21 protein-coding genes are annotated in these 23,024 nt (G+C 73.2%); 17 read left to right on the forward strand and 4 right to left on the reverse strand.

The features are described from left to right. Positions 1 to 53: 53 nt before the first annotated feature. Together AB0C84_RS11205 and AB0C84_RS11210 are read right to left on the reverse strand one after the other, a co-directional pair. Positions 54 to 725, reverse strand: coding sequence for an AIM24 family protein (locus tag AB0C84_RS11205; protein WP_179843544.1), 672 nt, complete (start codon positions 723 to 725; stop codon positions 54 to 56). A gap of 62 nt (positions 726 to 787) precedes the next feature. After that, the gene (locus AB0C84_RS11210) at positions 788 to 1,696 is read right to left on the reverse strand and encodes a glutathione S-transferase family protein (RefSeq protein ID WP_361064040.1); all 909 of its coding nucleotides are present in this window, start codon (positions 1,694 to 1,696) and stop codon (positions 788 to 790) included. A gap of 153 nt (positions 1,697 to 1,849) precedes the next feature. On the opposite strand from AB0C84_RS11210, the gene AB0C84_RS11215 reads away from it, so the two are divergent. Then, positions 1,850 to 2,539, forward strand: coding sequence for a DedA family protein (locus AB0C84_RS11215; RefSeq protein ID WP_258943379.1), 690 nt, complete (start codon positions 1,850 to 1,852; stop codon positions 2,537 to 2,539). Between the two features lie 12 nt (positions 2,540 to 2,551). Here the strand turns inward: AB0C84_RS11215 and AB0C84_RS11220 are convergent, their stop codons facing one another. Next, positions 2,552 to 3,616, reverse strand: a complete 1,065-nt coding sequence (locus tag AB0C84_RS11220; protein WP_361064043.1) for a dihydrodipicolinate reductase — start codon at positions 3,614 to 3,616, stop codon at positions 2,552 to 2,554. 246 nt (positions 3,617 to 3,862) lie between these two features. Between AB0C84_RS11220 and AB0C84_RS11225 the strand changes: the two genes are divergently transcribed. Beyond that, a complete protein-coding gene (locus tag AB0C84_RS11225; protein ID WP_361064046.1) occupies positions 3,863 to 4,765 on the forward strand; it encodes an SDR family oxidoreductase in 903 nt (300 codons plus the stop codon). Between the two features lie 4 nt (positions 4,766 to 4,769). Next, complete coding sequence (locus tag AB0C84_RS11230; RefSeq protein WP_361064049.1) at positions 4,770 to 5,567, forward strand: enoyl-CoA hydratase-related protein; 798 nt, start codon at positions 4,770 to 4,772, stop codon at positions 5,565 to 5,567. A 228-nt stretch (positions 5,568 to 5,795) separates the two neighbouring features. On the opposite strand, the gene AB0C84_RS11235 is transcribed toward AB0C84_RS11230, so the two are convergent. Then, positions 5,796 to 6,638, reverse strand: a complete 843-nt coding sequence (locus AB0C84_RS11235) for a hypothetical protein (RefSeq protein WP_361064052.1) — start codon at positions 6,636 to 6,638, stop codon at positions 5,796 to 5,798. Between the two features lie 348 nt (positions 6,639 to 6,986). Here AB0C84_RS11235 and AB0C84_RS11240 point away from each other — a divergent pair, with 348 nt between their 5' ends. The 14 genes from AB0C84_RS11240 to AB0C84_RS11305 all read left to right on the forward strand — a co-directional run bounded on the left by AB0C84_RS11240 (position 6,987) and on the right by AB0C84_RS11305 (position 22,896). Next, on the forward strand, positions 6,987 to 9,563 hold the full coding sequence (locus AB0C84_RS11240; protein WP_361064055.1) for an ATP-binding protein: 2,577 nt from the start codon (positions 6,987 to 6,989) through the stop codon (positions 9,561 to 9,563). Beyond that, positions 9,563 to 10,015, forward strand: a complete 453-nt coding sequence (locus AB0C84_RS11245) for a roadblock/LC7 domain-containing protein (protein WP_179849299.1) — start codon at positions 9,563 to 9,565, stop codon at positions 10,013 to 10,015. The genes AB0C84_RS11240 and AB0C84_RS11245 overlap by 1 nt, the downstream gene beginning before the upstream one ends. Positions 10,016 to 10,018: 3 nt before the next feature. Then, positions 10,019 to 10,399 (forward strand): DUF742 domain-containing protein, encoded by a 381-nt coding sequence (locus AB0C84_RS11250; protein WP_179843536.1) that lies wholly within the window; start codon positions 10,019 to 10,021, stop codon positions 10,397 to 10,399. Further along, entirely contained in the window at positions 10,380 to 11,030 is a 651-nt protein-coding gene (locus tag AB0C84_RS11255) for an ATP/GTP-binding protein (protein ID WP_179843535.1), read from the forward strand. Before AB0C84_RS11250 ends, AB0C84_RS11255 begins: the two co-directional genes overlap by 20 nt. A gap of 105 nt (positions 11,031 to 11,135) precedes the next feature. Further along, positions 11,136 to 13,772, forward strand: a complete 2,637-nt coding sequence (locus AB0C84_RS11260) for a nitrate- and nitrite sensing domain-containing protein (RefSeq protein ID WP_361064280.1) — start codon at positions 11,136 to 11,138, stop codon at positions 13,770 to 13,772. Next, the gene (locus AB0C84_RS11265; RefSeq protein WP_258943385.1) at positions 13,769 to 14,215 is read left to right on the forward strand and encodes a roadblock/LC7 domain-containing protein; all 447 of its coding nucleotides are present in this window, start codon (positions 13,769 to 13,771) and stop codon (positions 14,213 to 14,215) included. The genes AB0C84_RS11260 and AB0C84_RS11265 overlap by 4 nt, the downstream gene beginning before the upstream one ends. Position 14,216: 1 nt before the next feature. Continuing rightward, positions 14,217 to 14,612 carry a DUF742 domain-containing protein gene (locus AB0C84_RS11270; protein ID WP_179843533.1) on the forward strand — a complete coding sequence of 132 codons (396 nt, stop codon included), beginning with the start codon at positions 14,217 to 14,219 and terminating at the stop codon, positions 14,610 to 14,612. Further along, the gene (locus tag AB0C84_RS11275) at positions 14,593 to 15,198 is read left to right on the forward strand and encodes an ATP/GTP-binding protein (protein ID WP_361064060.1); all 606 of its coding nucleotides are present in this window, start codon (positions 14,593 to 14,595) and stop codon (positions 15,196 to 15,198) included. The genes AB0C84_RS11270 and AB0C84_RS11275 overlap by 20 nt, the downstream gene beginning before the upstream one ends. 496 nt (positions 15,199 to 15,694) lie before the next feature. Next, the gene (locus AB0C84_RS11280; protein ID WP_218905273.1) at positions 15,695 to 16,882 is read left to right on the forward strand and encodes an ROK family transcriptional regulator; all 1,188 of its coding nucleotides are present in this window, start codon (positions 15,695 to 15,697) and stop codon (positions 16,880 to 16,882) included. 28 nt (positions 16,883 to 16,910) lie between these two features. Beyond that, a complete protein-coding gene (locus tag AB0C84_RS11285; RefSeq protein WP_361064062.1) occupies positions 16,911 to 18,440 on the forward strand; it encodes a sugar ABC transporter ATP-binding protein in 1,530 nt (509 codons plus the stop codon). Continuing rightward, complete coding sequence (locus AB0C84_RS11290) at positions 18,437 to 19,501, forward strand: ABC transporter permease (protein ID WP_361064065.1); 1,065 nt, start codon at positions 18,437 to 18,439, stop codon at positions 19,499 to 19,501. Before AB0C84_RS11285 ends, AB0C84_RS11290 begins: the two co-directional genes overlap by 4 nt. Before the next feature lie 92 nt (positions 19,502 to 19,593). After that, positions 19,594 to 20,658: an ABC transporter substrate-binding protein gene (locus tag AB0C84_RS11295; RefSeq protein WP_179843529.1), complete on the forward strand. Its 1,065-nt coding sequence runs from the start codon at positions 19,594 to 19,596 to the stop codon at positions 20,656 to 20,658. A 100-nt stretch (positions 20,659 to 20,758) separates the two neighbouring features. Further along, on the forward strand, positions 20,759 to 21,901 hold the full coding sequence (locus AB0C84_RS11300; protein ID WP_361064068.1) for a Gfo/Idh/MocA family oxidoreductase: 1,143 nt from the start codon (positions 20,759 to 20,761) through the stop codon (positions 21,899 to 21,901). After that, the gene (locus AB0C84_RS11305; RefSeq protein WP_361064071.1) at positions 21,898 to 22,896 is read left to right on the forward strand and encodes a sugar phosphate isomerase/epimerase family protein; all 999 of its coding nucleotides are present in this window, start codon (positions 21,898 to 21,900) and stop codon (positions 22,894 to 22,896) included. Before AB0C84_RS11300 ends, AB0C84_RS11305 begins: the two co-directional genes overlap by 4 nt. Positions 22,897 to 23,024: the final 128 nt, after the last annotated feature.

Consider the following 23,024-nt stretch of genomic DNA (forward strand, 5'->3'; position numbering starts at 1 on the left):
AAAGGCAGGGCCGTGCCTCTGGCAAGATCTACCAAGGGGGATCCGGCTGGGGCTCAGTGGGTGTGCGGAGCGACCGTTGGGCCCTCGGAGGCCTGGATGAGGACGAAGCCTTGGCCCTGGTAGGCGAGCTGCATCGCTTCGCCGCTGCCGCGGCCGATGAGGGCGCTGGCCTTGAAGGTGCGGTTGACGCCGACCTGGAGGCTCGTGCTCCACGCGACGGCGGACTGGCCGTCGGCGAACGTGGGGGCGCGGCCGCAGTCGAGCATCACCGGGGTGCCATGTGTGGTGAGCGCCACCCAGCCGGTGCCGTGGAGGGTGGTGTTGAACAGGCCGCCCGCGGCGATTCCGGCGCCCTGGACGCGCTGGATGTCGGACTGGAGGTGCGAGTCGTAGGCGAGGATGTTCTTGCCGTTGACGGTGATGCCCTCGTTCTCCAGGTAGAACAGGTGGATGTCGTCGGCGTCGTTCGCGGCGAACAGCAGGCCCTGGCCCTTGACGCGCATGAGGGGGACGCCCTCACCGGTCAGGGCCTTCTTCATGAACTTGCCGATGCCGCCCGCGCCCTCGTAGTCGAACTCCATCTGGCCCTGGAAGGCGACCATGGAGCCCTGGCGGGCGAGGACGTCGCCGTTCAGGTGGATCCGGAGCATCTTGGAGTTCTGGAGGGCGAAGTGGCCGGGGAGCTGCTGTCCCTGTTCGAGGTTGCCGAAGAACTGGCTGCGCATGGTGGGGTCGTGCCTCTCGTGCGGATTACTGGAGGTGCGCCAGCATAACGAGGGAGACGCGGTCAACGTCCCCGGTCGTGCGGTGCCGTCCAGTCCACGAGCGGGCCCTTGGGGACGACGCCGGACGGGTTGATGTTCCGCTGGGTCACGTAGTAGTGCCGCTTGATGTGGTCGAGGTTCGTGGTTTCGCCGAACGCGGGGTTCGAGTACAGGTCGCGGGCGTAGCCCCAGAGGTTCTCGTGGTCGGCGAGGCGCCGCAGGTTGCACTTGAAGTGGCCGTGGTAGACGGCGTCGAAGCGGGCGAGCGTCGGGTAGAGCCGCACGTCGGCCTCGGTGATCTCGTCGCCGAACAGGTAGCGGCGGGTGGACAGGCGCTCCTCCAGCCGGCCGAGGGTGTCGAAGAGGGCGTCGAAGGCCTCCTCGTAGGCGCCCTGCGAGGTGGCGAACCCGGCCTTGTACACCCCGTTGTTCACGGTGTGGTAGACGAGGTCGTTCAGCTCGTCGATCTCGGGCCGCAGCGCCTCGGGGTACAGGTCGGGGGCGCCGGGGCGGTGGTGGGCGGTGAACTCCGTCTCGAACATCGTGGTGATGTTCGGGAAGTCGTTGGTGACCAGGCGCTCGGTCTCGGTGTCCCAGAGGCACGGCACGGTGTAGCGGCCCTGGAACGACGGGTCGGTGGACAGGTACAGCTCGGAGAGGAAGACGGCGCCGGTCACCGGGTCGCGGTCGGGGAACCGCCAGCCCCGCTCGTCCCGGATGGGGTCGACGATCCCGACGCCGATCGCGTCCTCCAGGCCGAGGAGCCGCCGCACGATCAGGGTGCGGTGCGCCCACGGGCACGCGTAGGAGACGAACAGCCGGTACCGGCCGGGCTCGGCGGGCAGGCCGCTCGACCCGTCCGCCGTGATCCGCTCGGTGAACCGGTTCGCCTGGCGGACGAAGCGGCCTCCCTCGACCTCCTGCACGCTCATGCCCGTCTCCCTCTGAAGTAGGTGAGGACGGCCCCGAGGCCGGCACCTGAGAGCGATCCGGATCCGGGAACCTCGCGGCTACCATAACCGTCGGTATCCAGTGTGAAACGGCCGCGACGGCCGGCCGGCGGATCGACGAGGTGGCGGGGGTCCATGCTCGAACAGTTCAACGCCCTGGTGGACGGCCTGCCACCGGCGATGATCTACCTGATCATCGCGGCGCTGGTGTTCGCGGAGGCCGCGCTTTTCGTCGGCTTCGTGTTCCCGGGCGAGACCGCGATCGTGGTCGGCGGCGTCCTCGCCAGCCAGCACGTGCTGTCGCTGCCGCTGCTGCTGGTGATCGCGGTGGTCGCGGCGGTGGCCGGCGACTCGGTCGGCTACGAGATCGGCCGCAAGTACGGGCCGCGGCTGCTGGACGTCCAGATGATGCGAAGACACCGGGCGAAGGTCGCGGCCGCGCAGGACATGATCCGCCGCCGCGGCGCGTTCGCGGTGTTCATCGGGCGGTTCACGGCGCTGCTGCGGGCGCTCATGCCGGCGCTGGCGGGCAGTTCGCGGCTGCCGTATCCGAAGTTCCTGCTCTTCAACGTCATCGGCGGCGTCACCTGGGTGGTGACGTTCACGCTCGGCGGCTTCTTCGCGGGCACGGCGTTCGAGCACGCGGCCAAGCTCGCGGGCCGCGGCCTGGCGATCGGCCTGGCGGCCGCGGCCGTCGTGGCGCTGGTGGTGTGGAGCGTCCGCAGGCACCGCCGCGAGGCCCGCGAGGAGGCCGAGGCCCAGGCCGCCGAGGACGTCTCCGAGGACGAGGAGGACGAGTCGGCGCCGACGCTGCCCTCGTCGTGACGGCCGGGGCGCCTAGAGGTGCATCCGGCCGCTGATCATCGGCAGGTCCAGGTAGGTGCGGATGCCGGGGGCGGCGCCGCACACCGCCGGGACGGAGTTCAGCGCGTGCGCGGACGCCGCGGAGATCGCGTCGCAGACCCACTCCTCGCCGGCCGACAGCGTGAGCGGCGGCCGGCCGTCGACGCGCAGCGAGTACCCGGGCCGCCCCCACTCGTCGGGCATCCGCGCGGCGTCGGCCTTGTGCACGATCTCGACGGTGATCACCGGGCGGCCGGCGGCGATGCCGTTGAAGGTCCAGCGGTCCGCGGCGACCGTGCCGCGCGGGATCGGGCCGGCGGCGGTGGTGAGGTCGGCGCCGGCCAGCCGGTGGTCGGCGTCCACGTCGATCTCGTCGAGGTCGACGCCGAGCCCGGCGGCGACCAGGTGCAGGCTCTCGGAGAACAGCGCCCGCATCGTGGCGCGGTTGGGGCGCAGCGCGCGCAGGTACGTCTCCTCGTCCTTGCCGAACCCGAGCAGGTCGTGGACGAGCCGCCGGGACGGGTGCCGGGCGAAGTCGGTGCACTCGCGGGCGTAGACGTGGGTGATCCGGCGCGACAGCCGCGACAGCACGAGCGGCATCACGTCGGCCATGAAGCCGTGGCTGACGCCGCTTCCGTGCACCGACGCGCCGCCTCGCTTGCAGGCCTGCTCCAGCTCGTTGACGAAGAGCGGGCCGTGCGCCCGCGGGTAGACCAGCCCGGTGAGGGAGATCAGGTTCTTGCCGGACGCCAGCAGCGCGCAGATCGTCTCCAGCTCGGCGAACCGGTCGGGACGGGGGCTCGCGGCGTACAGGACGCAGTCGGCGTCCAGGTCGAGGATCTCGCCGAGGTCGCCGGTCGCGGCGACGCCGGCCGGGCCGCGTCCCGCGAGCGTCCCGGCGTCGGCGCCCACCTTGGCCGGGTCGTGCACCCACGCGCCGGCGAGCTCCATGTCGTCGCGCTCCAGGACGCCCCGGATCGCGCTGCGCCCGAGCGCGCCCGTCGCCCACTGCACCACGCGGTAGCGGCGGCGGGACGCGGACGGGGTGGCGAGGCTCATCGCACGGGACCTCCGTTGCTCCTCGTGGCATCGACGGGTGAGGAGACTACGCGGTGGGCACGGGGGGAATTGCAGCAATTGGCGCAACTTCCTCCCTCGTCCCATCGTACGCAGGACGGCCCCGGCGTCCAGCCGGGAAGGGACCCGGGGGGTCGCGGCCGAGCGGGATTCGGTTTAGTGGTACCACTGGGTAACCCCTTGATGATTACCTGGGGGCGTAGTCGGTGCGATGTGAGGAGACACGAGATGTCGGAACTGCGCTACGACGGCCGCGTGGCGGTCGTGACCGGGGCTGGCCACGGCCTCGGCCGGCAGCACGCGCTGGAGCTCGCCGCGCGCGGCGCCAAGGTCGTCGTCAACGACCTCGGCGGTGACCGGACCGGGTCGGGCGCCTCCGCCGGCCCCGCCCAGGAGGTCGTGGACGAGATCAAGAAGAACGGCGGCGAGGCCGTCGCGAACCCCGACAACGTCGCCACCCCCGAGGGCGCGCAGGCGATCGTGCGGGCCGCGCTGGACGCGTTCGGCAAGGTCGACATCGTCGTCAACAACGCGGGCATCCTGCGCGACAAGTCGTTCAAGAACATGTCGGTCGAGGAGTTCGACTCGGTCATCGCCGTCCACCTGCGCGGCTCGTTCCTGGTCTCCAGCGCCGCCTGGCCGCACCTGCGCGAGCAGGGCTACGGCCGGATCGTGAACACCTCCTCGCCCGCGGGCCTGTTCGGCAACTTCGGCCAGGCAAACTACTCCACGGCCAAGATGGGGCTGGTCGGGTTCACCAAGACCCTCGCCCAGGAGGGCGCCAAGTACAACATCAAGGCCAACGCGATCGCCCCGGTCGCCTGGACCCGGATGACCGAGGACCTGCTGCCCGCCGACTTCGCCGACAAGCTCGGCGTCGACCAGGTGACCCCGCTCGTCGCCTACCTCGTGCACGACTCCATCGAGGACTCCGGCCAGGTCTACACGGTCGGCGGCGGCCGGATCGCGAAGATCTTCGTGGCGGAGGGCCCCGGCTACGGGCAGAAGGCGACGCTGTCGGTCGAGGACGTCCGGGACAACTGGGCGGCCATCGGCGCGGCCGAGCCGCTGACCGTGTTCGGCAACGTGGGCGAGCAGATGGGCCCGCTGATCCAGCAGCTCACGTCCTGAGCCGTTGACCGGGATCGAGCTCGACCGGCGGGACGGGGTGCTCACGATCACCCTGTCCCGCCCGGAGCGCCTGAACGCGGTCGACGGCGCGCTGACCGAGGAGATGCTGGACGTCCTCAACGGGCTGATGCGCGACCCGTCCACCCGGGTGGTCGTGCTGACCGGCGCGGGCCGCGGGTTCTGCTCGGGCATGGACCTGCAGGGCGGCGACCCGGGCGGCGCGAGCGGTGAGGGCCGCGTCCAGCGGCTCTACCGGGGCATCGCCCGGGGCGGCGAGGTCACCGCGCGGCTGCGGGAGATCCCGCAGCCGGTGATCGCGGCGCTGCACGGCCCCGTCGCGGGCATGGGCGTGTCCTGGGCGCTGGCCTGCGACCTGCGGGTCGCCGACCCGACGACCCGCTTCGTCGTGCCGTTCGTCGACCTCGGGCTGTCGGCCGGCGACTGCGGCCTGTCGTGGCTGCTGCCGCGCCTGGTCGGGCCGGCGAGGGCCGCGGAGATCTGCTACCGGGCGCAGCGCCTGGACGCGGCGCGCGCCGACGCCCTCGGCCTCGTCACCGAGATCGCCCCCGAGGGCGGGGACCTGGACGCCGCCCAGGCCCTCGCCGGCGAGCTGCTCGGCAGGTCCCCCTACGGCCTGAGCCGCACGAAGGAGCTGCTGAACGCGTCCCTGGACGTCCCCGGCCTGCGCCGGCAGCTCATGGCGGAGACGGCCGTGCAGACCCTGGCCTTCTTCAGCGAGGACCTCGCCGAGGGAATGGCGGCGACCATGGAGAAACGCCGACCGGATTTCAAGAACCGCTAGCGGCCCTCAAAGGGATGCCGAGGCCGGCCCAAGGGGGGTGACCCCCTTGGGCCAGGGCCGGTCTCGAAGCGGCCTCAGCCGCGCGCGCGAACGCGTGAACGGCCCGGTGTCGCGACGCCGAAGGCGGGCGACACCGGGCAGATCGCGAAGCGATGCCGCGTTCGCCGAGGCCGGGTCACGTAGCGAGCCGCAAGGCGAGCGAAGTGGGCCGGGACTCTGAAACACGACCTAGTCGGCGAGCGCGGTGGAGAGCGCTTCGACGTAGCGGAGGGCGGCCAGGCGGGCCAGGGCCGGATGGGCGCCGAGGGGCGCGGAGTGGGCCGAGCCCACCGTGGCGGCGGCCGCCGTGATCAGCGCGGTCTCCGGCTCGGACCCGATCAGGTGCGGGGCGACGGCGATGGACGCCGCGCCGGCCGCGCGCAGCTGCTCGTAGGCGGCCTTCACCGACGCCTCGTCGTTCAGCGATGCGGTGAAGACGGGGGCCGCGAGGCGGGAGGCCAGGAGCACGCCGGTGACCTCGGCCTGCCGGACGGCGGTCGCGCCGCCCGGGGTGGCGACGATCACACCGGACGCGGCCGTCACCATCGTCATCAGCCTGATCCGGTCGGCGCGGGCGAGCCCCGCGTCGGCGAGCCGGTCGTGCAGCGCCTCGGCGATGAGCGGGTGCGGGCCGAGCGGCTCGGCGGCGACGGTGCGCACGGGCGCGGCCGCCACGGCGGCGCGCACGGCGGCGTCGAGCGCCGGGTCGGGCCCGGTGGACAGCGGCACCACCACGGCCGCGAGCTCGTCGCCCTGCGGCCGGATCCCGGCGAGCGCGGCGTGCAGGCTCGCCTCGTCGCCCTCCAGGTGGCCGACGTAGGCCGGTTGCCCGGTGTGCTCCAGTTCGACGAGGTGGGCGAGCTCGGCGGCGATGTCGGTTCCGGCCCGCCGGGCGGGTCCGGGGACGGCGAGGACGAGCGTGGGGGATCCGGGGGGCAGCAGGAAGGATTCGTCGCCGCGGTGACGGCCGCCGCGGGGTGTGCGGCGCCGTCGCGACGGCAATGCCTCGGATGCCTGGCTTTCGGGACTCACGGCGGGCATCGTAACGCCCTCCGGCCCGGGAGCCGTCCTCCCGGCCCGGCCGTCGTCGTTGCCTGTAGGAATCGTGGATCTCCTTCCCGGACCGGTCGCGGCGCGAGCGGTGGTGAAGAAGCAGAGTATGGCGCATTGTCGCGGAGCGACAGGGGGAAATGAAGCAAATTGTCCGGATTTGCCGCTATCCTCTTGTCTCAGGTTCGACAAGATCGTCTTGCCTCCGCACATCGCCGCAGGTGGCAAGGAATTGCGGCAATGCGGCCGAATGCCGTCAAAGGGGTTGCGGGGGCGTCGCGGGCGGCCTTTATGATCCAGGGGCCCTCCGTGCCGGACGTTCGAGGTCACATGAAATCCCCCCGTAGGCGGTCGATCCGCTCGAAGGTCACCGCGCTGCTGCTGGTGCCACTGCTCTCGCTCGTCGCGCTCTGGGGATACGCCGCGATCATCACCGGCCGCGACGCGCTCGCCCAGCGCCGCTACCACACGCTCGACCGCGAGTTCGCGCCGAGCGGCCAGGGCGTCCTGGTCGAGCTCGGCAAGGAGCGGCTGGCCTCGGCCGTGTTCCTCAGCACCCCGCGCCAGGCCGCGGGCGGCATCCCCGCCGCCCTGGTGTCGCAGCGCTCGCGCCTCGACGACGCCGTCGAGAACTTCCGCCGCAAGGCCACCTCCGACGCCGCGCGCAGCGCCACGAACGCCGAGATGGAGTCGCGCGTCTCCGCGGTCCTGCGGGCGCTCGGCGGGCTCGGCGGGCTGCGCGCCGCGGTCGACGCCCGGTCCGTCGACCGGTTGGCCGCGGTCAACGGGTACGGCACGATGGTCGACAACATGCACCGGCTCTACGACAGCCTCGTGGCCATCGACGACTCGGCGCTCTACGACTGGACGCAGTCCACCCGGCACGCGGGCCGCGGCATGGAGCTGCTCCAGCGGGAGAACGCGCTGGTCGCGGGCGCGTTCATCACCAAGGGCCGGATGACGGCGGCCGAGCACCGCATGTTCGTGGAGATGGTCGGCGAGCAGCGCTGGCAGTGGACCAAGCAGCGCTCGCTGCTCGACCCGGTCGTCTACCGGACCGGCACCGCGCAGGTGTTCGCGTCCCCGCGGTACCAGACGTTCAAGGCGATGGAGGACCGGATCGCCGACGCCGACCCGCGCCGGCCGATCCCCGTCCAGCCCGGCGAGTGGCAGCGCACCGCGCAGCCGCTCGTGCTGTCGGTCAACGAGATGGTGCTCGGCAACTCCAGGCGCGCCGGGGAGCACGCCGACGACCTCGGCCGCGAGGCCTACCTCAGGCTCGCCGCCGTCGGCGGCCTCGGCCTGCTGGCGATCCTGCTGTCGGTGCTGCTGTCGCTGCGGTTCGCGCGCGGCTTCGTCCGCGAGCTGGTCGGGCTGCGCGGATCGGCCGAGGAACTGGCCGAGCAGCGGCTGCCCGGCATCGTCGAGCGGCTCGGCCGCAACGAGAGCGTGGACGTCGCCGCGGAGGCCCCGCCCCTGGACGCCGGCCGCACCGCCGAGGTCGCCCGGCTCGCCGAGGCGTTCGCCAAGGTGCAGCGGACCGCCGTCGACGCCGCCGTCGGGCAGGCCGAGCTGCGCGCGGGCGTCAGCCGCATCTTCCTCAACATCGCCCGCCGCAACCAGTCGCTCCTGCACCGCCAGCTGACGCTGCTGGACGGCCTGGAGAGCCGCGCCGAGGCCGACGACCTGGAAGACCTGTTCCGCATCGACCACCTCACCACCCGCATGCGGCGGCACGCCGAGAGCCTCATCATCCTGTCCGGCGCGACGCCGGGGCGCGGCTGGCGGCGGCCGGTGCGCTTCGCCGACGTGCTGCGCGCCGCCGTCTCGGAGATCGAGGACTACACCCGCGCGACCGTGCTCACCGACTCCGAGGACGGGCTGGTCGGCGCGGCCGTCACCGACGTCGTGCACCTGCTGGCCGAGCTGATCGAGAACGCGGCGGCGTTCTCGCCGCCCAACACCGAGGTGCGGGTGATGGCCGAGCGGGTCGGCACCGGGTACGCGGTCGAGGTCGAGGACCGGGGCCTCGGCGTGAAGCCGGAGCAGCTCGCCGAGGCCAACCGGCGGCTCGCCGAGCCGCCCGAGTACGACCTGGTCGACACCGACCAGCTCGGGCTGTTCGTCGTCGCGCGGCTGGCCGCCCGCCACGACATCACCGTCACGCTCCACCGATCCCCGTACGGCGGCGTGACCGCGATCGTCCTGTTCCCGCACGAGCTGGTGGTGTCGGCCGAGGAGATGGCCGCCGGGGTGCCGCCGCCCGCGCACGGGCCCGAGGACGCGCCCGCGGCCCTGACGGGGACCGCCGTCGACGGGGGACCGGAGCGGGAGGCGATGCTCATGGCCGCGCCCGTCCCCGAAGGGGTCGTTCCGCTCCGCGACCCCGCCGAGCCTGCCCGTCCCGCGGACGACCCGCGGCACGGGCAGCGGAACGCTCCAGGGCATCTGGACGGCGCCGGCGGCCACCTGGAGGCCCCGCCGGCGCTGCCCGCGCTCACCGGACCCCAGGCGCCCGCCGCTGACCCGGCGCCCGCGACGCCGTGGGGTGTCCCGGACCGGCCGATGCCGCCCGCGCCGCCGCGTCCCGCCCCGAACCCCTGGTCGGACGACGCCCACACGCCGGAGGCCGGGGGCCCCGGCGGCGCCGCCGACGAGGACACCGACGAGGCCGCCGGCGAGGACTGGCAGCCCGCCGGAACGCACGCCGGTTTGCCCCGCCGCGTCAGGCAGAGGAACCTGGCCCCGCAACTGCGCAAGAATCCCCCGTCGCCACCGCCGCCCGGCGGAACCGCGAACGGGGCAGTCGCACGCTCGCCCGAGGAGGCACGCTCGCTGATGGCATCGATACAGCAGGGATGGCGGCGCGGACGCGCGTCCGACATGGGGGATGAGGGGACCCGATGATGCACAACACCGTGACCGGTGAGCTGAACTGGCTGCTCAACGACTTCGCCCAGCGGGTCACGACGGTGCGGCAGGCGGTGATCCTGTCGCGTGACGGGCTCGCCGTCGCCGCCTCCAACGAGCTCGCCCGGGAGGACGCCGAGCACCTGTCGGCGCTGGCGTCCGGCGTGCAGAGCCTCGCCCGCGGCGCCGGCCGGCACTTCGCGGGCGGCAACGTCCGGCAGACCATCATCGAGATGGACGCGCTGCTGCTGTTCGTGACGGCGGCCGGTGACGGCACCTGCCTGGCCGTGCTCGCGGAGGCGGAGGCCGACGCCGGACTGGTCGCCTACGAGATGGCGGTGCTGGTCAAGCGCGTCGGCCAGCACCTGCAGGCGAGCCCGAGGTTCGGGACGGACACGGGCGGTCAGGGGTTCGGAGGCGCCGGGGGGTCCGCGCCGCGGGGCTTCTGACCGATGACCCCGCCGGGAGAGCGCTGGCTGGACCGCGAGGCCGGGCCGCTCGTGCGCCCCTACGCGATGACCCGGGGACGGACCCGTCCCGAGGGCGCGGGCTTCGAGCTGATCGCGGTGGTCGCGGCCACCGGCGTCCCGCCGGGCGACCGGCTGCGCTACAGCCCCGACCACGCGCGGGTGCTGCGGGGCTGCGCGCGGCCGGTCACGGTGGTCGACCTCGCGGCCGACCTCGGCCTGCCCATCGGCGTCGTGCGGGTGCTGCTCGGCGACCTGCGGGACAAGGGCCTGGTCGCGGTGGTGGACGAGGCGCGCCCGGCCGAGGGCCGGCGGCCCCCGACCGGGGTGCTGAGGGAGGTGCTCAATGGACTCCGCGCGCTCTGACCGGCCGCCCGCGCGGCCGGGCCTCGCGGCCCGGCCGCTCGTCACCACCAAGATCCTCATCGCGGGCGGGTTCGGCGCGGGCAAGACCACCCTGGTCGGCTCGGTCAGCGAGATCCGGCCGCTGCACACCGAGGAGCCCCTCAGCGACCGGGGCACCGGGGTCGACGACGTGTCCGGCGTCGACGCGAAGGCGACCACGACCGTCGCCATGGACTTCGGCCGGATCACGCTGTCGGACCAGTTGCTGCTCTACCTGTTCGGCACCCCCGGCCAGGAGCGGTTCTGGTTCATGTGGGACGAGCTGGCGGCGGGCGCGATCGGCGCGGTCGTGCTCGCCGACACGCGCCGGCTGACCGGCAGCTTCCCCGCGATCGACTACTTCGAGCGCCGCGGCGTCCCGTTCGTCGTGGCCGTGAACTGCTTCGACGGCGAGCGGACGCACCGGCCGAGCGACATCGCCATCGCGCTCGACCTGGACCCCGGCGTCCCGGTGGTGCTGTGCGACGCGCGCCGCCGCGAGTCGTCCAAGGAGGTCCTCGTCACGCTGATGGAGCATGTGCTGAGCTGGCCGGACGACGAGGACGAGGCACCCGGCGGCCGGAAGGCCGATCATCGTGAACCCGCGACGTAGTAGGCTCCCGCACACCCCCGTACTCCACGCATCGGGAGGTTTCCCCCGCATGTCCCGCCCCCCAATGCCGACCGCGACACACGTGAGCAGGGTCCGCCAGCCGTGATGGGCCCCCGTTTCTCCTCCATCCGGGCGAGGATCAGCCTGCTGGTCCTCGTGCCGCTGCTGGCGCTCGCCTCGCTCTGGGTGTTCCTCACGGGCTTCACCTACGGCGACGCGAACCAGCTGCTGCAGAGCCGCGACTTCCAGGAGAAGACCGTGCTGCCCACGCAGCACCTCATCGACGCGCTGCAGAAGGAGCGGCGGCTGACGATGGCCGAACTCGGCGGCGCCCGCACGGACGCCGGCGTGATGCGGACGCAGCGGCAGGCGACCGACGAGGCGAGCGACAAGGTCCGCGAGGGCGCGCGCGACGGCGGCCTGCGGGGCTCGATCCTGCCCCTGGTCGTCGAGCGGCTGGACGCGTTCGTGGAGCGGATCGACACGCTGCGCGGCGTCCGGCAGAGCGTGGACCAGCGGGTCGCCGACCGCGAGCGCGTGCTGCGCGAGTACAGCGGCATCATCGACGCGGGCTTCGCCGTCTACAACGCGACCACGCCCGGGGACGGGTCCATCACCGCGCACGCCCGCACGCTCGCCTCCTTCGGCCGCGCCCGCGAGTTCATGTCGCGCGAGGACGCCCTGCTCACCGGCGCCCTGGCCGCCGGGCACATCACCACCGCCGAGCGCGGGGAGTTCGCGCAGCTCGTCGGCGCCCAGCGGATGCTGTACGCCGACAACGCGCCCAACCTGCACCACGACTACGCGCGCTACGAGCGCCTCGCGGCGTCCCCGACGTTCGTCCAGCTGCGGACGCTGGAGGACCAGGTCATCCGCGGCGCCGAACCGCCCCGGGCCGCGGTGCGCAAGACCCGCGAGGCGGGCGCCCAGCCCGCCGCGGGCGCCCGCACGGGGCAGACCGCCGCGCGCGCCCCGCACACGCCGGTCATCGAGCCCGCCATCTGGCGGTCCCTCGCCGACACCGCCAACGGCCGGCTGTTCGAGCTGGAGAACAGGGTCCTCGACGACGTCGTCGACCACGGGGAGCGCATCGCGATCGGCGCCTTCACCCGCCTCGGCCTCGCCGGCGGCGTCGGCCTCATCGCGATCGTCCTGTCGGCGCTGCTCGCGGTCCGGGTGTCGCGGCGGCTGCTGGAGGAGTGCCGCACGCTCGCCTCCGGCGTCGTCGACTTCACCCGCACGCGGCTGCCGCTGCTGGCCGAGCAGATCCGCGCCGGCGCCCCCGTCGAACCCGAGGCCGCCCCCGAGCTCGACTACCGCATCACCGAGATCCGGCAGATCGCCGAGTCGTTCGACCGCGCCCGCGAGGCCGTGCTCGTCGCCGCCGAGGGCGAGGTCGCGGCCCGCCGCGGCATCAGCGAGGTGTTCGTCAACCTCGCGCGCCGCAACCAGGCGCTGCTGCACCGCCAGCTCAGCCTGCTCGACACCATGGAGCGCCGCACCGAGGACCCCTCGGAGCTGTCGGACCTGTTCCGCCTCGACCACCTCGCGACGCGCATGCGCCGGCACGCCGAAGGCCTGGTCATCCTGGCCGGCAAGACCGCCGGACGCGGCTGGCGCCGTCCCGTCCCGCTGGTGGACGTGGTGCGCGGCGCCGTCGCCGAGGTCGAGGACTACCCGCGCGTGCGGGTGCAGCCGCTGCCGCGCGTCTCGCTGCTCGGCTCCGCCGTCGCCGACGTCATCCACCTGCTCGCCGAGGTGGTGGAGAACGCCACCACGTTCTCGCCGCCGCAGTCGCCCGTGCGGGTCAGCGGCCATGCCGTCGCCAGCGGCTTCGCGGTCGAGGTCGAGGACCGCGGCCTCGGGATGACCGAGGAGGCGCTGCGCCGCGCCAACGAGCGGCTCGCCCACCCGCCCGAGTTCGACCCGTCCGACAGCGCCCAGCTCGGGCTGTTCGTCGTCGCCCGGCTGGCCGAGCGGCAGGACATCACCGTCACGCTGCGCCCGTCCCCGTACGGGGGGACGACGGCGATCGCGCTGATCCCGAGCTCGCTCATCGTGGAGAGCGCCGAACCGGAACCGGCCGCCGTGCGCCGCGCCACCGGGCCCATGCAGAAACTGCCGAGCCCCGCCGCGGCGCTCCCCGCCGCCGCCCCCGCACGCGGCGAGTCCGCCGGGGTCGTCCGCCTCGTCGCGGAGGCCGAGCCGTACCGGCCCGAACCGGGCCCGCTCGCGCCCAGGCCCGCGGCCCCGGCCGAGAAGCCCGAGCCCGCGGCGCCGAAGCGCGCCGAGACGCCGCCCGCGCCCGCCCGGGGCGAGCCGCCGCCGGAACCCGCCCCGCCCCTGCGGGAGGGCGAGCTGCCCAGGCGCAGGCGCCAGCAGCACCTGGCACCCCAGCTCAAGGAACGGGTGGACGCGCACCTCGCCGCGCAGGGCCAGGCCCCGCCGCCCGCTCCGGAACCGGCCGCGCCCCCGGCGCCGCCCGCACCGGAGCCCGCCGCGACGCCGCTCGCCGCACCCGTCCCCATGGACGCGATGGACGCTCCCGCGGACGGTCCCGGCCGCGACACGGCCGGGACCGTTCCCACGGACGAGGACCCGGACGACGGCGCCGCCCGCTCGCCCGAGTCGATGCGCTCGATGATGTCGGCCATGCAACTCGGCTGGCAGCGAGGCAGGCAGGACGCGGCCGACGCGGAGGCCGCGGGCAACGAAGGCGACCAGGAGGACGACGCCCCATGACACAGCCCCAGCACTCCGGCACGGAGGTCCCGGGCGGAGCCGGAGGTGAGCTCAACTGGCTCCTGGACAGCCTCGTCCAGCGGGTCGCCCCCGTGCAGAACGCCGTGGTGCTGTCCAGCGACGGGCTGCGGATGGCCGCCTCCAGCGGGCTGGCCCGCGAGGAGTCCGACCACCTGTCCGCCGTGGCCGCCAGCTTCCAGAGCCTCGCGCGCGGAGCCGGAGAGTCCTTCGGCGGCGGAGCCGTCCGGCAGACGATCGTGGAGATGGAGTCGTCGTTCCTCTTCGTCACCGCCGCCGGACGAGGCGCCTGCCTGGCCGTCCTCGCCGACGCCGAGGCCGACCTCGGGATCATCGCCTACGAGATGGCGATGCTCGTCACCCGGGTCGGCCAGCACCTGTCGGCCAACCCGCGCGTCGCCGCGGCCGAGCCCGGCGGCGCGTGAGATGAGCGGCACGGCCTGGTACGACGACGCGGCGGGCCCCGTCGTGCGTCCGTACGCGCTCACCCGGGGCCGGACGCACTACGACGGCGTCGAGTTCGACCTGGTCGCGCTGATCGTCGCGGCCGACCCGCCCGAGCCCGCGGAGGACGCCCACGCACTTCCGGCGACCCCATGGGCGCCGGAACCGGAACATGACATGATCCTCGAGCTTTGCCGCACCCCGTTGTCGGTCGCCGAGATAGCGTCGGATCTGGAACTTCCCCTCGGGGTCGTCCGTGTCCTGCTCGGCGACCTGCTCGACCACTCGCTGATACAGGTCCGGCGCCCCGCGCCGGTGGCGCAGTTCCCCAGCGAGCGCGTACTCAAGGAAGTGATCGATGGAATCCGTGCGCTCTGACGCGGCCGCCCACCAGGGCGACTCGGCGCTGACGGTAAAGATCCTCGTCGCCGGCGGCTTCGGCGTCGGCAAGACCACCCTGGTCAGCGCGGTCAGCGAGATCCGCCCGCTGCGCACCGAGGAGGCGCTCACCGAGAAGAGCATCGGGGTCGACGACACCACCGCCGTCGCGTCCAAGACCACCACCACCGTGGCGATGGACTTCGGGCGCATCACCCTGCCCAACGGCCTGGTGCTCTTCGTCTTCGGCACCCCCGGCCAGGACCGGTTCTGGTTCATGTGGGACGAACTGGCCAAGGGCGCGCTCGGGGCGGTCGTCCTCGTCGACACCCGCCGCCTCGCCGACTGCTTCGCCTCGGTCGACTACTTCGAACGCCGCGGCGTCCCCTTCATCATCGGGGTCAACCGCTTCGACGGCGCCGGTCAGCACTCGGCCGACCAGGTCCGCGACGCCCTCGACCTCGCCCCGGAGATCCCCGTGATCTCCTGCGACGTCCGCGACCGCGAAGACGCCAAGCGCGTCCTCATCAGCCTCGTCGAACACATCATGCGAACCATGAGCACTGGCAGGCAGCTTGCTTATTAGCTTTTATCTCCTCCTTCGGGCCTAGCGGCCCTGCTGTGTCTATCGCGGCGCCCTCCTCCTTCGGGCCCGGAGGGCCCTCCATCGTCGGGCACCGCGGCGATCGCTGGCATCGCTCCGGCTCGCCTTGCGGCTCGCTGCGCGATCAGGTTCTCGCAAGCTCGAACCTGCCTTCGGACGCGATCGCGGCGCCGGGGTCGCTGCGGGGTTGCGGTAAGGGCTGAGGTTGTGGCGGTCGTGGGCGCGGGTGGCGTTTATGGCTCGCCTTGCGGCTCGCTGCGGTGGGGGCTGAGGTAGGCGTTTAGGTGGTCTTTTGGGGCCCCGTCCGGTGCGCTGCACTGGGCGGGGCCGTTGCTTGTGGCGAGCTTTGTCCTCTGAGTGGGGAAAGTTTGAGGTTTTTGGGGGAAAGGTCTTCTCATCGCGGTGAAAGGGGGTTACGGTCTCGGGCATGAGACCGGCGTCACAGGGCGCCGGGGCTTGATCCCGAGGGGACGGCGTGATGCGCATGTCGGCTCGTCCGCAGAACGTGCACCAGGCACGCCTGCTGCGGCTGCTGCGTGACGAGGGGCCGCGCTCGCGCGCCGAGCTGGGCGACGTCGTCCGGCTGTCGCGGTCCAAGCTGGCCGTCGAACTGGACCGGCTCGTCGAACTCGGCCTCGTGGAGGGCGCCGGGCTGGCGGCCTCGCGGGGCGGGCGGCGGTCCGGGATCGTCCGGCTGTCGCCCCGGCTGCGGTTCGTGGCCTTCGACATCGGGGCGACCTCGATCGACGTGGCGGTGACCGACGGCGAGCTGGAGGTCCTCGGGCACGTGAGCGAGCGGTGCGACGTCCGGCAGGGCGCGACCGTGGTGCTGGAGCGGGCGCTGGACCTGCTCGGCAAGCTGCGCGACGAGGGCCTGATCCCGCAGGTGCACGGGACGGGCATCGGGGTGCCCGGGCCGGTCAGCTTCCGCGACGGCATGCCGGTCGTCCCGCCGATCATGCCGGGCTGGGACCGGTTCCCGGTGCGGGACGCGATCGGCCAGGAGCTCGGCTGCCCGGTGCTCGTCGACAACGACGTGAACCTGATGGCCCTCGGCGAGCTGCACGCCGGGCTCGCCCGGTCCGTGGACGACTTCCTGCTCGTGAAGATCGGCACCGGGATCGGCTGCGGCATCGTCGTGGACGGCGCCATCTACCGCGGCGTGTCCGGCAGCGCCGGGGACATCGGCCACATCCGGGTCGACGACGACGGCCCGACCTGCGCCTGCGGCAACGCCGGATGCCTGGAGGCGTTCTTCGGCGGCGCGGCGCTCGCGCGGGACGCGGAGGCGGCCGCGCGCTCCGGCCGCTCGCCCGCGCTCGCCGCCCTGCTGGAGACCCACGGGGAGCTGGGGGCCGAGCACGTCGGCGAGGCCGCCGCGGCCGGCGACCCGAGCGCGGTGCAGATCATCCGGGAGGGCGGCCGGCACGTCGGCCAGGTCCTCGCCGGGCTCGTCAGCTTCTTCAACCCCGGCCTCGTCATCATCGCGGGCGGCGTCGCGGGCCTCGGCCACGCGCTGCTCGCCGAGATCCGCAGCGTCGTGTACCGGCGGTCCGCGCCTCTCGCGACCGGCAACCTCCCGATCGTGCTGTCCGAGCTCGCCGGCGCCGCCGGCGTGGTCGGCGGCGCCCGGCTCATCAGCGACCACGTCTTCTCCGCGTCCTGACCCCCTCTCCGGCCCCCGAGGAGGCCCGATGGGCTCGCCCGAACCCGAACCCGAACCGCTGCTGCGGATGCGCGGCATCGTCAAGCAGTTCCCCGGCGTCCGCGCCCTGGACGGCGTCGACCTCGACGTCCGCCCCGGCGAGGTGCACTGCCTGCTCGGCCAGAACGGCGCCGGCAAGTCCACCCTCATCAAGGTGCTCGCCGGCGCGCACCAGCCCGACCAGGGCGAGATCATGTTCGGCGGGGCGCCGGCGCGGCTCGCCGGGCCCACCGCCGCCATGCGCGCCGGGATCGCCACCATCTACCAGGAACTCGACCTGGTGGACGGCCTGTCGGTCGCCGACAACATCTTCCTCGGGCACGAGAGGGCCCGCCTCGGCTTCACCCGCCGCGGCGAGGCCGAGCGGGCGGCGCGGGAGCTGCTCGGGCGGCTCGGGCACGGGGAGATCCCGCCGCGCCGCGAGGTCGGGCGGCTGCCCGCGGCCGGCAAGCAGGTCGTCAGCATGGCCCGCGCCCTGTCGCACGACGCCCGCCTCATCGTGATGGACGAGCCGTCCGCCGCGCTCGCCCACGACGAGGTCGCCAACCTGTTCCGCATCATCCGGGAGCTGACCGCCGCCGGCGTCGCCGTGGTGTACATCTCGCACCGGCTGGAGGAGATCCGCGAGATCGGCGACCGGGTCACCGTCCTCAAGGACGGCCGGTCCGTCGCGGGCGGGCTGCCCGCGCGGGGCACCTCCACCGACGAGATCGTGTCGCTGATGACCGGGCGCGACGTGGAGTACGTGTTCCCGCCGCGGCCCGAGCCGCAGGACGCGAGCCCCGAGGTGCTGCGGGTCGAGGACCTCACGCTGCCCGGCGCGTTCGAGGACGTCTCGCTCACCGTCCGCGCGGGCGAGATCGTCGGGCTCGCCGGGCTGGTCGGGTCCGGGCGCTCGGAGATCCTGGAGACCGTCTACGGGGCCCGGCGCCCCGCGCGGGGACGGGTGCTCGTGGACGGCCGCCCGGTCCGTCCCGGCGACACGGGCGCGGCGGTGCGGCGCGGCATGGGCATGGCGCCGGAGGAGCGCAAGAGCCAGGCGCTGCTGCTGAACGAGACCGTCGCCGCGAACGTCAGCGTCGCCTCGCTGCCGCGCTACGCCTCGTTCGGCTGGCTCAGCCGCCGCCGCGAGCTCGCCGACGTGCGGCGCCAGATCGAGTCGCTCGACATCCGTCCGCCCGACCCGCGGCGCCCGGTCGTGACGCTGTCGGGCGGCAACCAGCAGAAGGTCGTGCTGGCCCGCTGGCTGCTCGGCTCGGCCGGGCTGCGGCTGCTGATCCTCGACGAGCCCACCCGCGGCGTGGACGTCGGCGCGCGCGCCGAGCTGTACGCGGTGATCCGCGAACTGGCCGGGCGGGGGATCGGGGTGCTGCTGGTGTCCAGCGAGGTACCCGAGGTGCTCGGGCTCGCCGACCGCGTCCTCGTCGTCCGGGAGGGGCGCGTCGTGCACACCGGCGACGCCCGCGACCTCGACGAGGGCGCCGTGCTCAACATGATCATGGAGGGGAGTGCCCTGTGACCGGCACCTTTCACTCCGGAGGGTCGGCCCCCCGGACCGAGAAGACCGCGGGCGAGCGCGGCGGGGCGCCCGCCCGCCCGGCCGGCGGGCGCGGACGGCCGTTCGCGCGGGGCGGCGGCGCGGGCGGCCGCGAGATCCACCACCTCGGGCTCGTCGCCGCGCTGGTGCTGCTGTCGGCCGTCGGCCTGGTGACCGAGCCCGGCAACTTCGCGACGTCGGGCAACGTCGTCGGCATCCTCGCGCTCGCCGCCACCATCGGCGTGATCACCGTCGGGCAGACGTTCGTCATCATCGGCGGCGGGATCGACCTGTCCGTCGGGTCGGTGATGGCGCTGGCGTCGGTATGGGCGACGACCGTGGCGACGCAGTCCTACGGCCCGGCGGTGATGGCGCTGTGCGCGGTCCTCGTCGGCACCGGCGCCGGCGTCGTCACCGGACTGCTGATCTCCTACGGCCGGCTCGTGCCGTTCATCGCCACCCTCGCGATGCTCGTCGCGGCGCGCGGGCTGGCGCAGCGGATGTCGGACCGCAGGACCCAGCTCGTCCGGCCGGAGAACGACGCGATCGAGGCGCTGTCCACCACCAAGCTGCTCGGGCTGCCGCTCGTCGTGTACATCTTCGCCGCCGTCGCCGCCGCCGGATGGCTGCTGCTCAACCGCACCACGTTCGGCCGCCGGACGTTCGCGGTCGGCGGCAACCCCGAGGCGGCGCGCCTGGCCGGAATCGACGTCCGCCGGCACACCCTGACGCTGTACGCGCTGTCCGGGTTCTGCTGCGGCGTCGCCGCGCTCATCATCATGGCCCGCACCACCACCGGCTCCAGCACCCACGGCGACCTGTACGAGCTCGACGCGATCGCCGCCGTCATCATCGGCGGGACGCTGCTCACCGGCGGGCGCGGCACCATCGCCGGGTCGATCCTCGGCGTGCTGGTGTTCACCCTCATCACCAACCTGTTCATCCTGAACGGCCTGCAGACCAGCGACCAGCTGATCGCCAAGGGCGCGATCATCGTGATCGCCGTGCTGCTGCAGCGCCGCGGGCTCCGCTCGCCCACCTGAGGACACCGCCCGACACCCACCCCTCGTCCGGCGCCGCGCGTCCCGGGGAACGCGCGGCGGGGGACGCCCCATCCCTTGATCAGGAGCACGTCATGCGTGATCAGAGCCCCCGTCCCACCCGCAGAGGCGTCCTGTTCGGCGGCGCCGTCGTCGCGGCGGGCAGCCTCGCCGCGGCCTGCACGAGCAACAGCGCGAAGGACGACCCGAGCCCGGCGGCGCAGGCCGGGTCGCTCGGCGGCGACAACGACAAGCCGGGCAAGCAGGTCACCATCGGGTTCTCCGCGCCCGCCGCGGACCACGGCTGGATCGCGGCGATCGCCAAGAACGCCGAGGGGCAGGCCAAGAAGTACAAGGACGTGACGTTCAAGCCGGTCGAGCCGACCAACGACATCAACCAGCAGATCTCCGCCGTCGAGTCGCTGATCCGCGCGAAGGTCGACGTGCTGGTGATCCTGCCCAACGACGGGGAGCAGCTGAACCAGGTCGCCCGCAAGGCGATGGACGCCGGCATCCCGGTCGTCAACCTCGACCGCGTCTTCCCCGACAAGCTGTCGTACCGGACGTGGGTCGGCGGCGACAACTACGGCATGGGCGTCTCCGCCGGCCACTACATCGGCAAGAAGCTGAAGGGCAAGGGCGCCTCGAACCCCGTGATCGTGGAGATCCAGGGGATCGCGACGCTGCCGCTGACGCAGGACCGCAGCAAGGGCTTCGCGGACGCGCTGAAGTCCTACGGCTACACCGTCACCGCGAAGCAGGACGCCAAGTTCACCGTGGAGTCCGGCAACCAGGTCGCCTCCAACCTGCTCCAGGCCCACAAGAAGATCGACGCGCTGTGGAACCACGACGACGACCAGGGCGTCGGCGTGCTCGCCGCGATCAAGCAGTCCGGCCGCAAGGAGTTCTTCATGGTCGGCGGCGCGGGCTCGGCCAACGCGATGCGCGAGATCAAGACGGGCGGCGGCGTGCTGGAGGCCACCGTCACCTACCCGCCGACGATGGCCGCGTCCGCGATCAAGCTGGGCCGGCTCATCGCGCAGGGCAAGGGCATGGCCGACCTGGTCGAGCTCCAGGTGCCCCAGTCGATCACGCTGGCCTCCGAGACGGTGTTCAAGGACAACGTCGACACCTACATGCCGCTCGGCTTCGAGTCCTGAGCGACGGGGGCGCCGGCGCTCCCGCCCGCCCCCGGGCCGGAGCGCCGGCCCGGGGGCCGGGGCCTGCCCCCGTAAGACGACACAGAGAGGTGAGCTGAACATGACGACCGTCGGAGTCGGGATGGTCGGGCACGCGTTCATGGGACGCGCCCACTCCCAGGCGTGGCGCAGCGTGGGGCCGTTCTTCGGGCCGCCGCTGACGCCCGTCATGACCGCCCTGGCGGGACGCTCGGCCGAGCGCGCCCGCGCCGCCGCCGACGCGCTCGGCTGGGCGTCGGTGGAGACCGACTGGAAGGAGCTGCTCCGCCGCGACGACGTCCAGCTCGTCGACATCTGCACGCCGGGCGACAGCCACGCCGAGATCGCGGTCGCCGCACTCGACGCGGGCAAGCACGTGCTGTGCGAGAAGCCGCTCGCCAACTCCGTCGCGGAGGCCGAGGCGATGGCCGCCGCCGCCGAGCGGGCGCGCGAGCGCGGCATCCGGTCGATGGTCGGGTTCAACTACCGGCGCGTCCCCGCCGTCACCCTGGCCCGCAGGCTGGTCGACGAGGGCCGCATCGGCGCCGTCCGGCACGTCCGCGCCCAGTACCTCCAGGACTGGCTCGCGGACCCGGAGGCCCCGTTCACCTGGCGGATGGACCGCGACCGGGCCGGGACGGGCGCGCTCGGCGACATCGGCGCGCACATCATCGACACCGCGCAGTTCATCACCGGGCACAACCTCGTCGGGGTGTCGGCGCTGCTGGACACGTTCGTCCCGGAACGCCCGGTCCCGGGCGGCGGCACGGCGCAGGTCACCGTGGACGACGCGGCCCTGTTCGTCGGGCGCACCGACGGCGGCGCGCTCGCCTCGTTCGAGGCCACCCGGTTCGCCACCGGCCGCAAGAACGCGCTCCGGATCGAGGTCAGCGGCTCCTCCGGCGCCCTGGCGTTCGACCTGGAGTCGCTGAACGAACTGTGGTTCTACGACCGGGACGAGGACGACGCGACCGCCGGATTCCGCAGGATCGTCGTCACCGAACCCGTCCACCCGTACGCCGACCGGTGGTGGCCGCCCGGCCACCTCCTCGGCTACGAGCACACCTTCACCCACCAGGCCGCCGACCTGCTCACCGCGATCGCGGACGGCACCGACCCGCGCCCGTCGTTCGCCGACGGCCTCCAGGTGCAGCGCGTCCTCGCCGCCGTCGCCGCGAGCGCGCAGTCCCGAAGCTGGGTCGACGTCGAAGGGAGCGCATCATGACACGACCCGTCACCCTGTTCACCGGCCAGTGGGCCGACCTGCCGTTCGAGGAGGTCTGCCGGCTCGCGTCCGGCTGGGGCTACGAGGGCCTGGAGATCGCCTGCTGGGGCGACCACTTCGAGGTCGACAAGGCCCTCGCCGACGACGGCTACGTCACCCGCAAACTGGAGACGCTCGCCGAGCACGGCCTCAAGGTGTGGGCGATCTCCAACCACCTCGTCGGGCAGGCCGTCTGCGACAACCCCGACGAGCGGCACCGGGCGATCCTGCCCGAGCGCATCTGGGGCGACGGCGAACCCGAGGGCGTCCGCCGCCGCGCCGCCGCCGAGATCATGGACACCGCCCGCGCCGCCGCGCGGCTCGGCGTCGACACGGTCGTCGGATTCACAGGCTCCTCGATCTGGCACACCGTCGCGATGTTCCCGCCCACCCCCGAAGCGATGGTCGAGCGCGGTTACGCCGACTTCGCCGAGCGCTGGAACCCCATCCTGGACGTGTTCGACGAGGTCGGCGTGCGGTTCGCGCACGAGGTGCACCCGAGCGAGATCGCCTACGACTACTGGACGACCGTCCGGACGCTGGGGGCCATCGGGCACCGCCCCGCGTTCGGGCTGAACTTCGACCCGTCCCACTTCGTGTGGCAGGAACTCGACCCGGTCGGCTTCCTCCTCGACTTCCGCGACCGGATCTACCACGTCGACTGCAAGGACACCAAGGTCCGCACGGGCGACGGCCGCCGCGGCCGCCTCTCGTCCCACCTGCCCTGGGCCGACCTGCGCCGCGGCTGGGACTTCATCTCCACCGGCCGCGGCGACGTCCCCTGGGAGGACGTCTTCCGCGCCCTCAACACGATCGGCTACACCGGCCCGATCTCCGTCGAATGGGAGGACGCCGGAATGGACCGCCTCCAAGGCGCTCCCGAAGCCCTCGAATTCGTCCGCGCCCTCAACACCATGGAACCGCCCAAAACGTCATTCGATTCGGCGTTTACATAGCATTTCTCTCCTCCTTCGGGCCTGGCGGCCCTCCATCGTCGATAAACGCGGCGATCGCTGGCATCGCTCCGGCTCGCCTGGCGGCTCGCTGCGCGATCAGATTCTTGCTTCGCTCGAATCTGCCTTCG

The organism is Actinomadura sp. NPDC048955 (genome assembly GCF_040649435.1).
Classification (GTDB): domain Bacteria; phylum Actinomycetota; class Actinomycetes; order Streptosporangiales; family Streptosporangiaceae; genus Spirillospora; species Spirillospora luteofluorescens.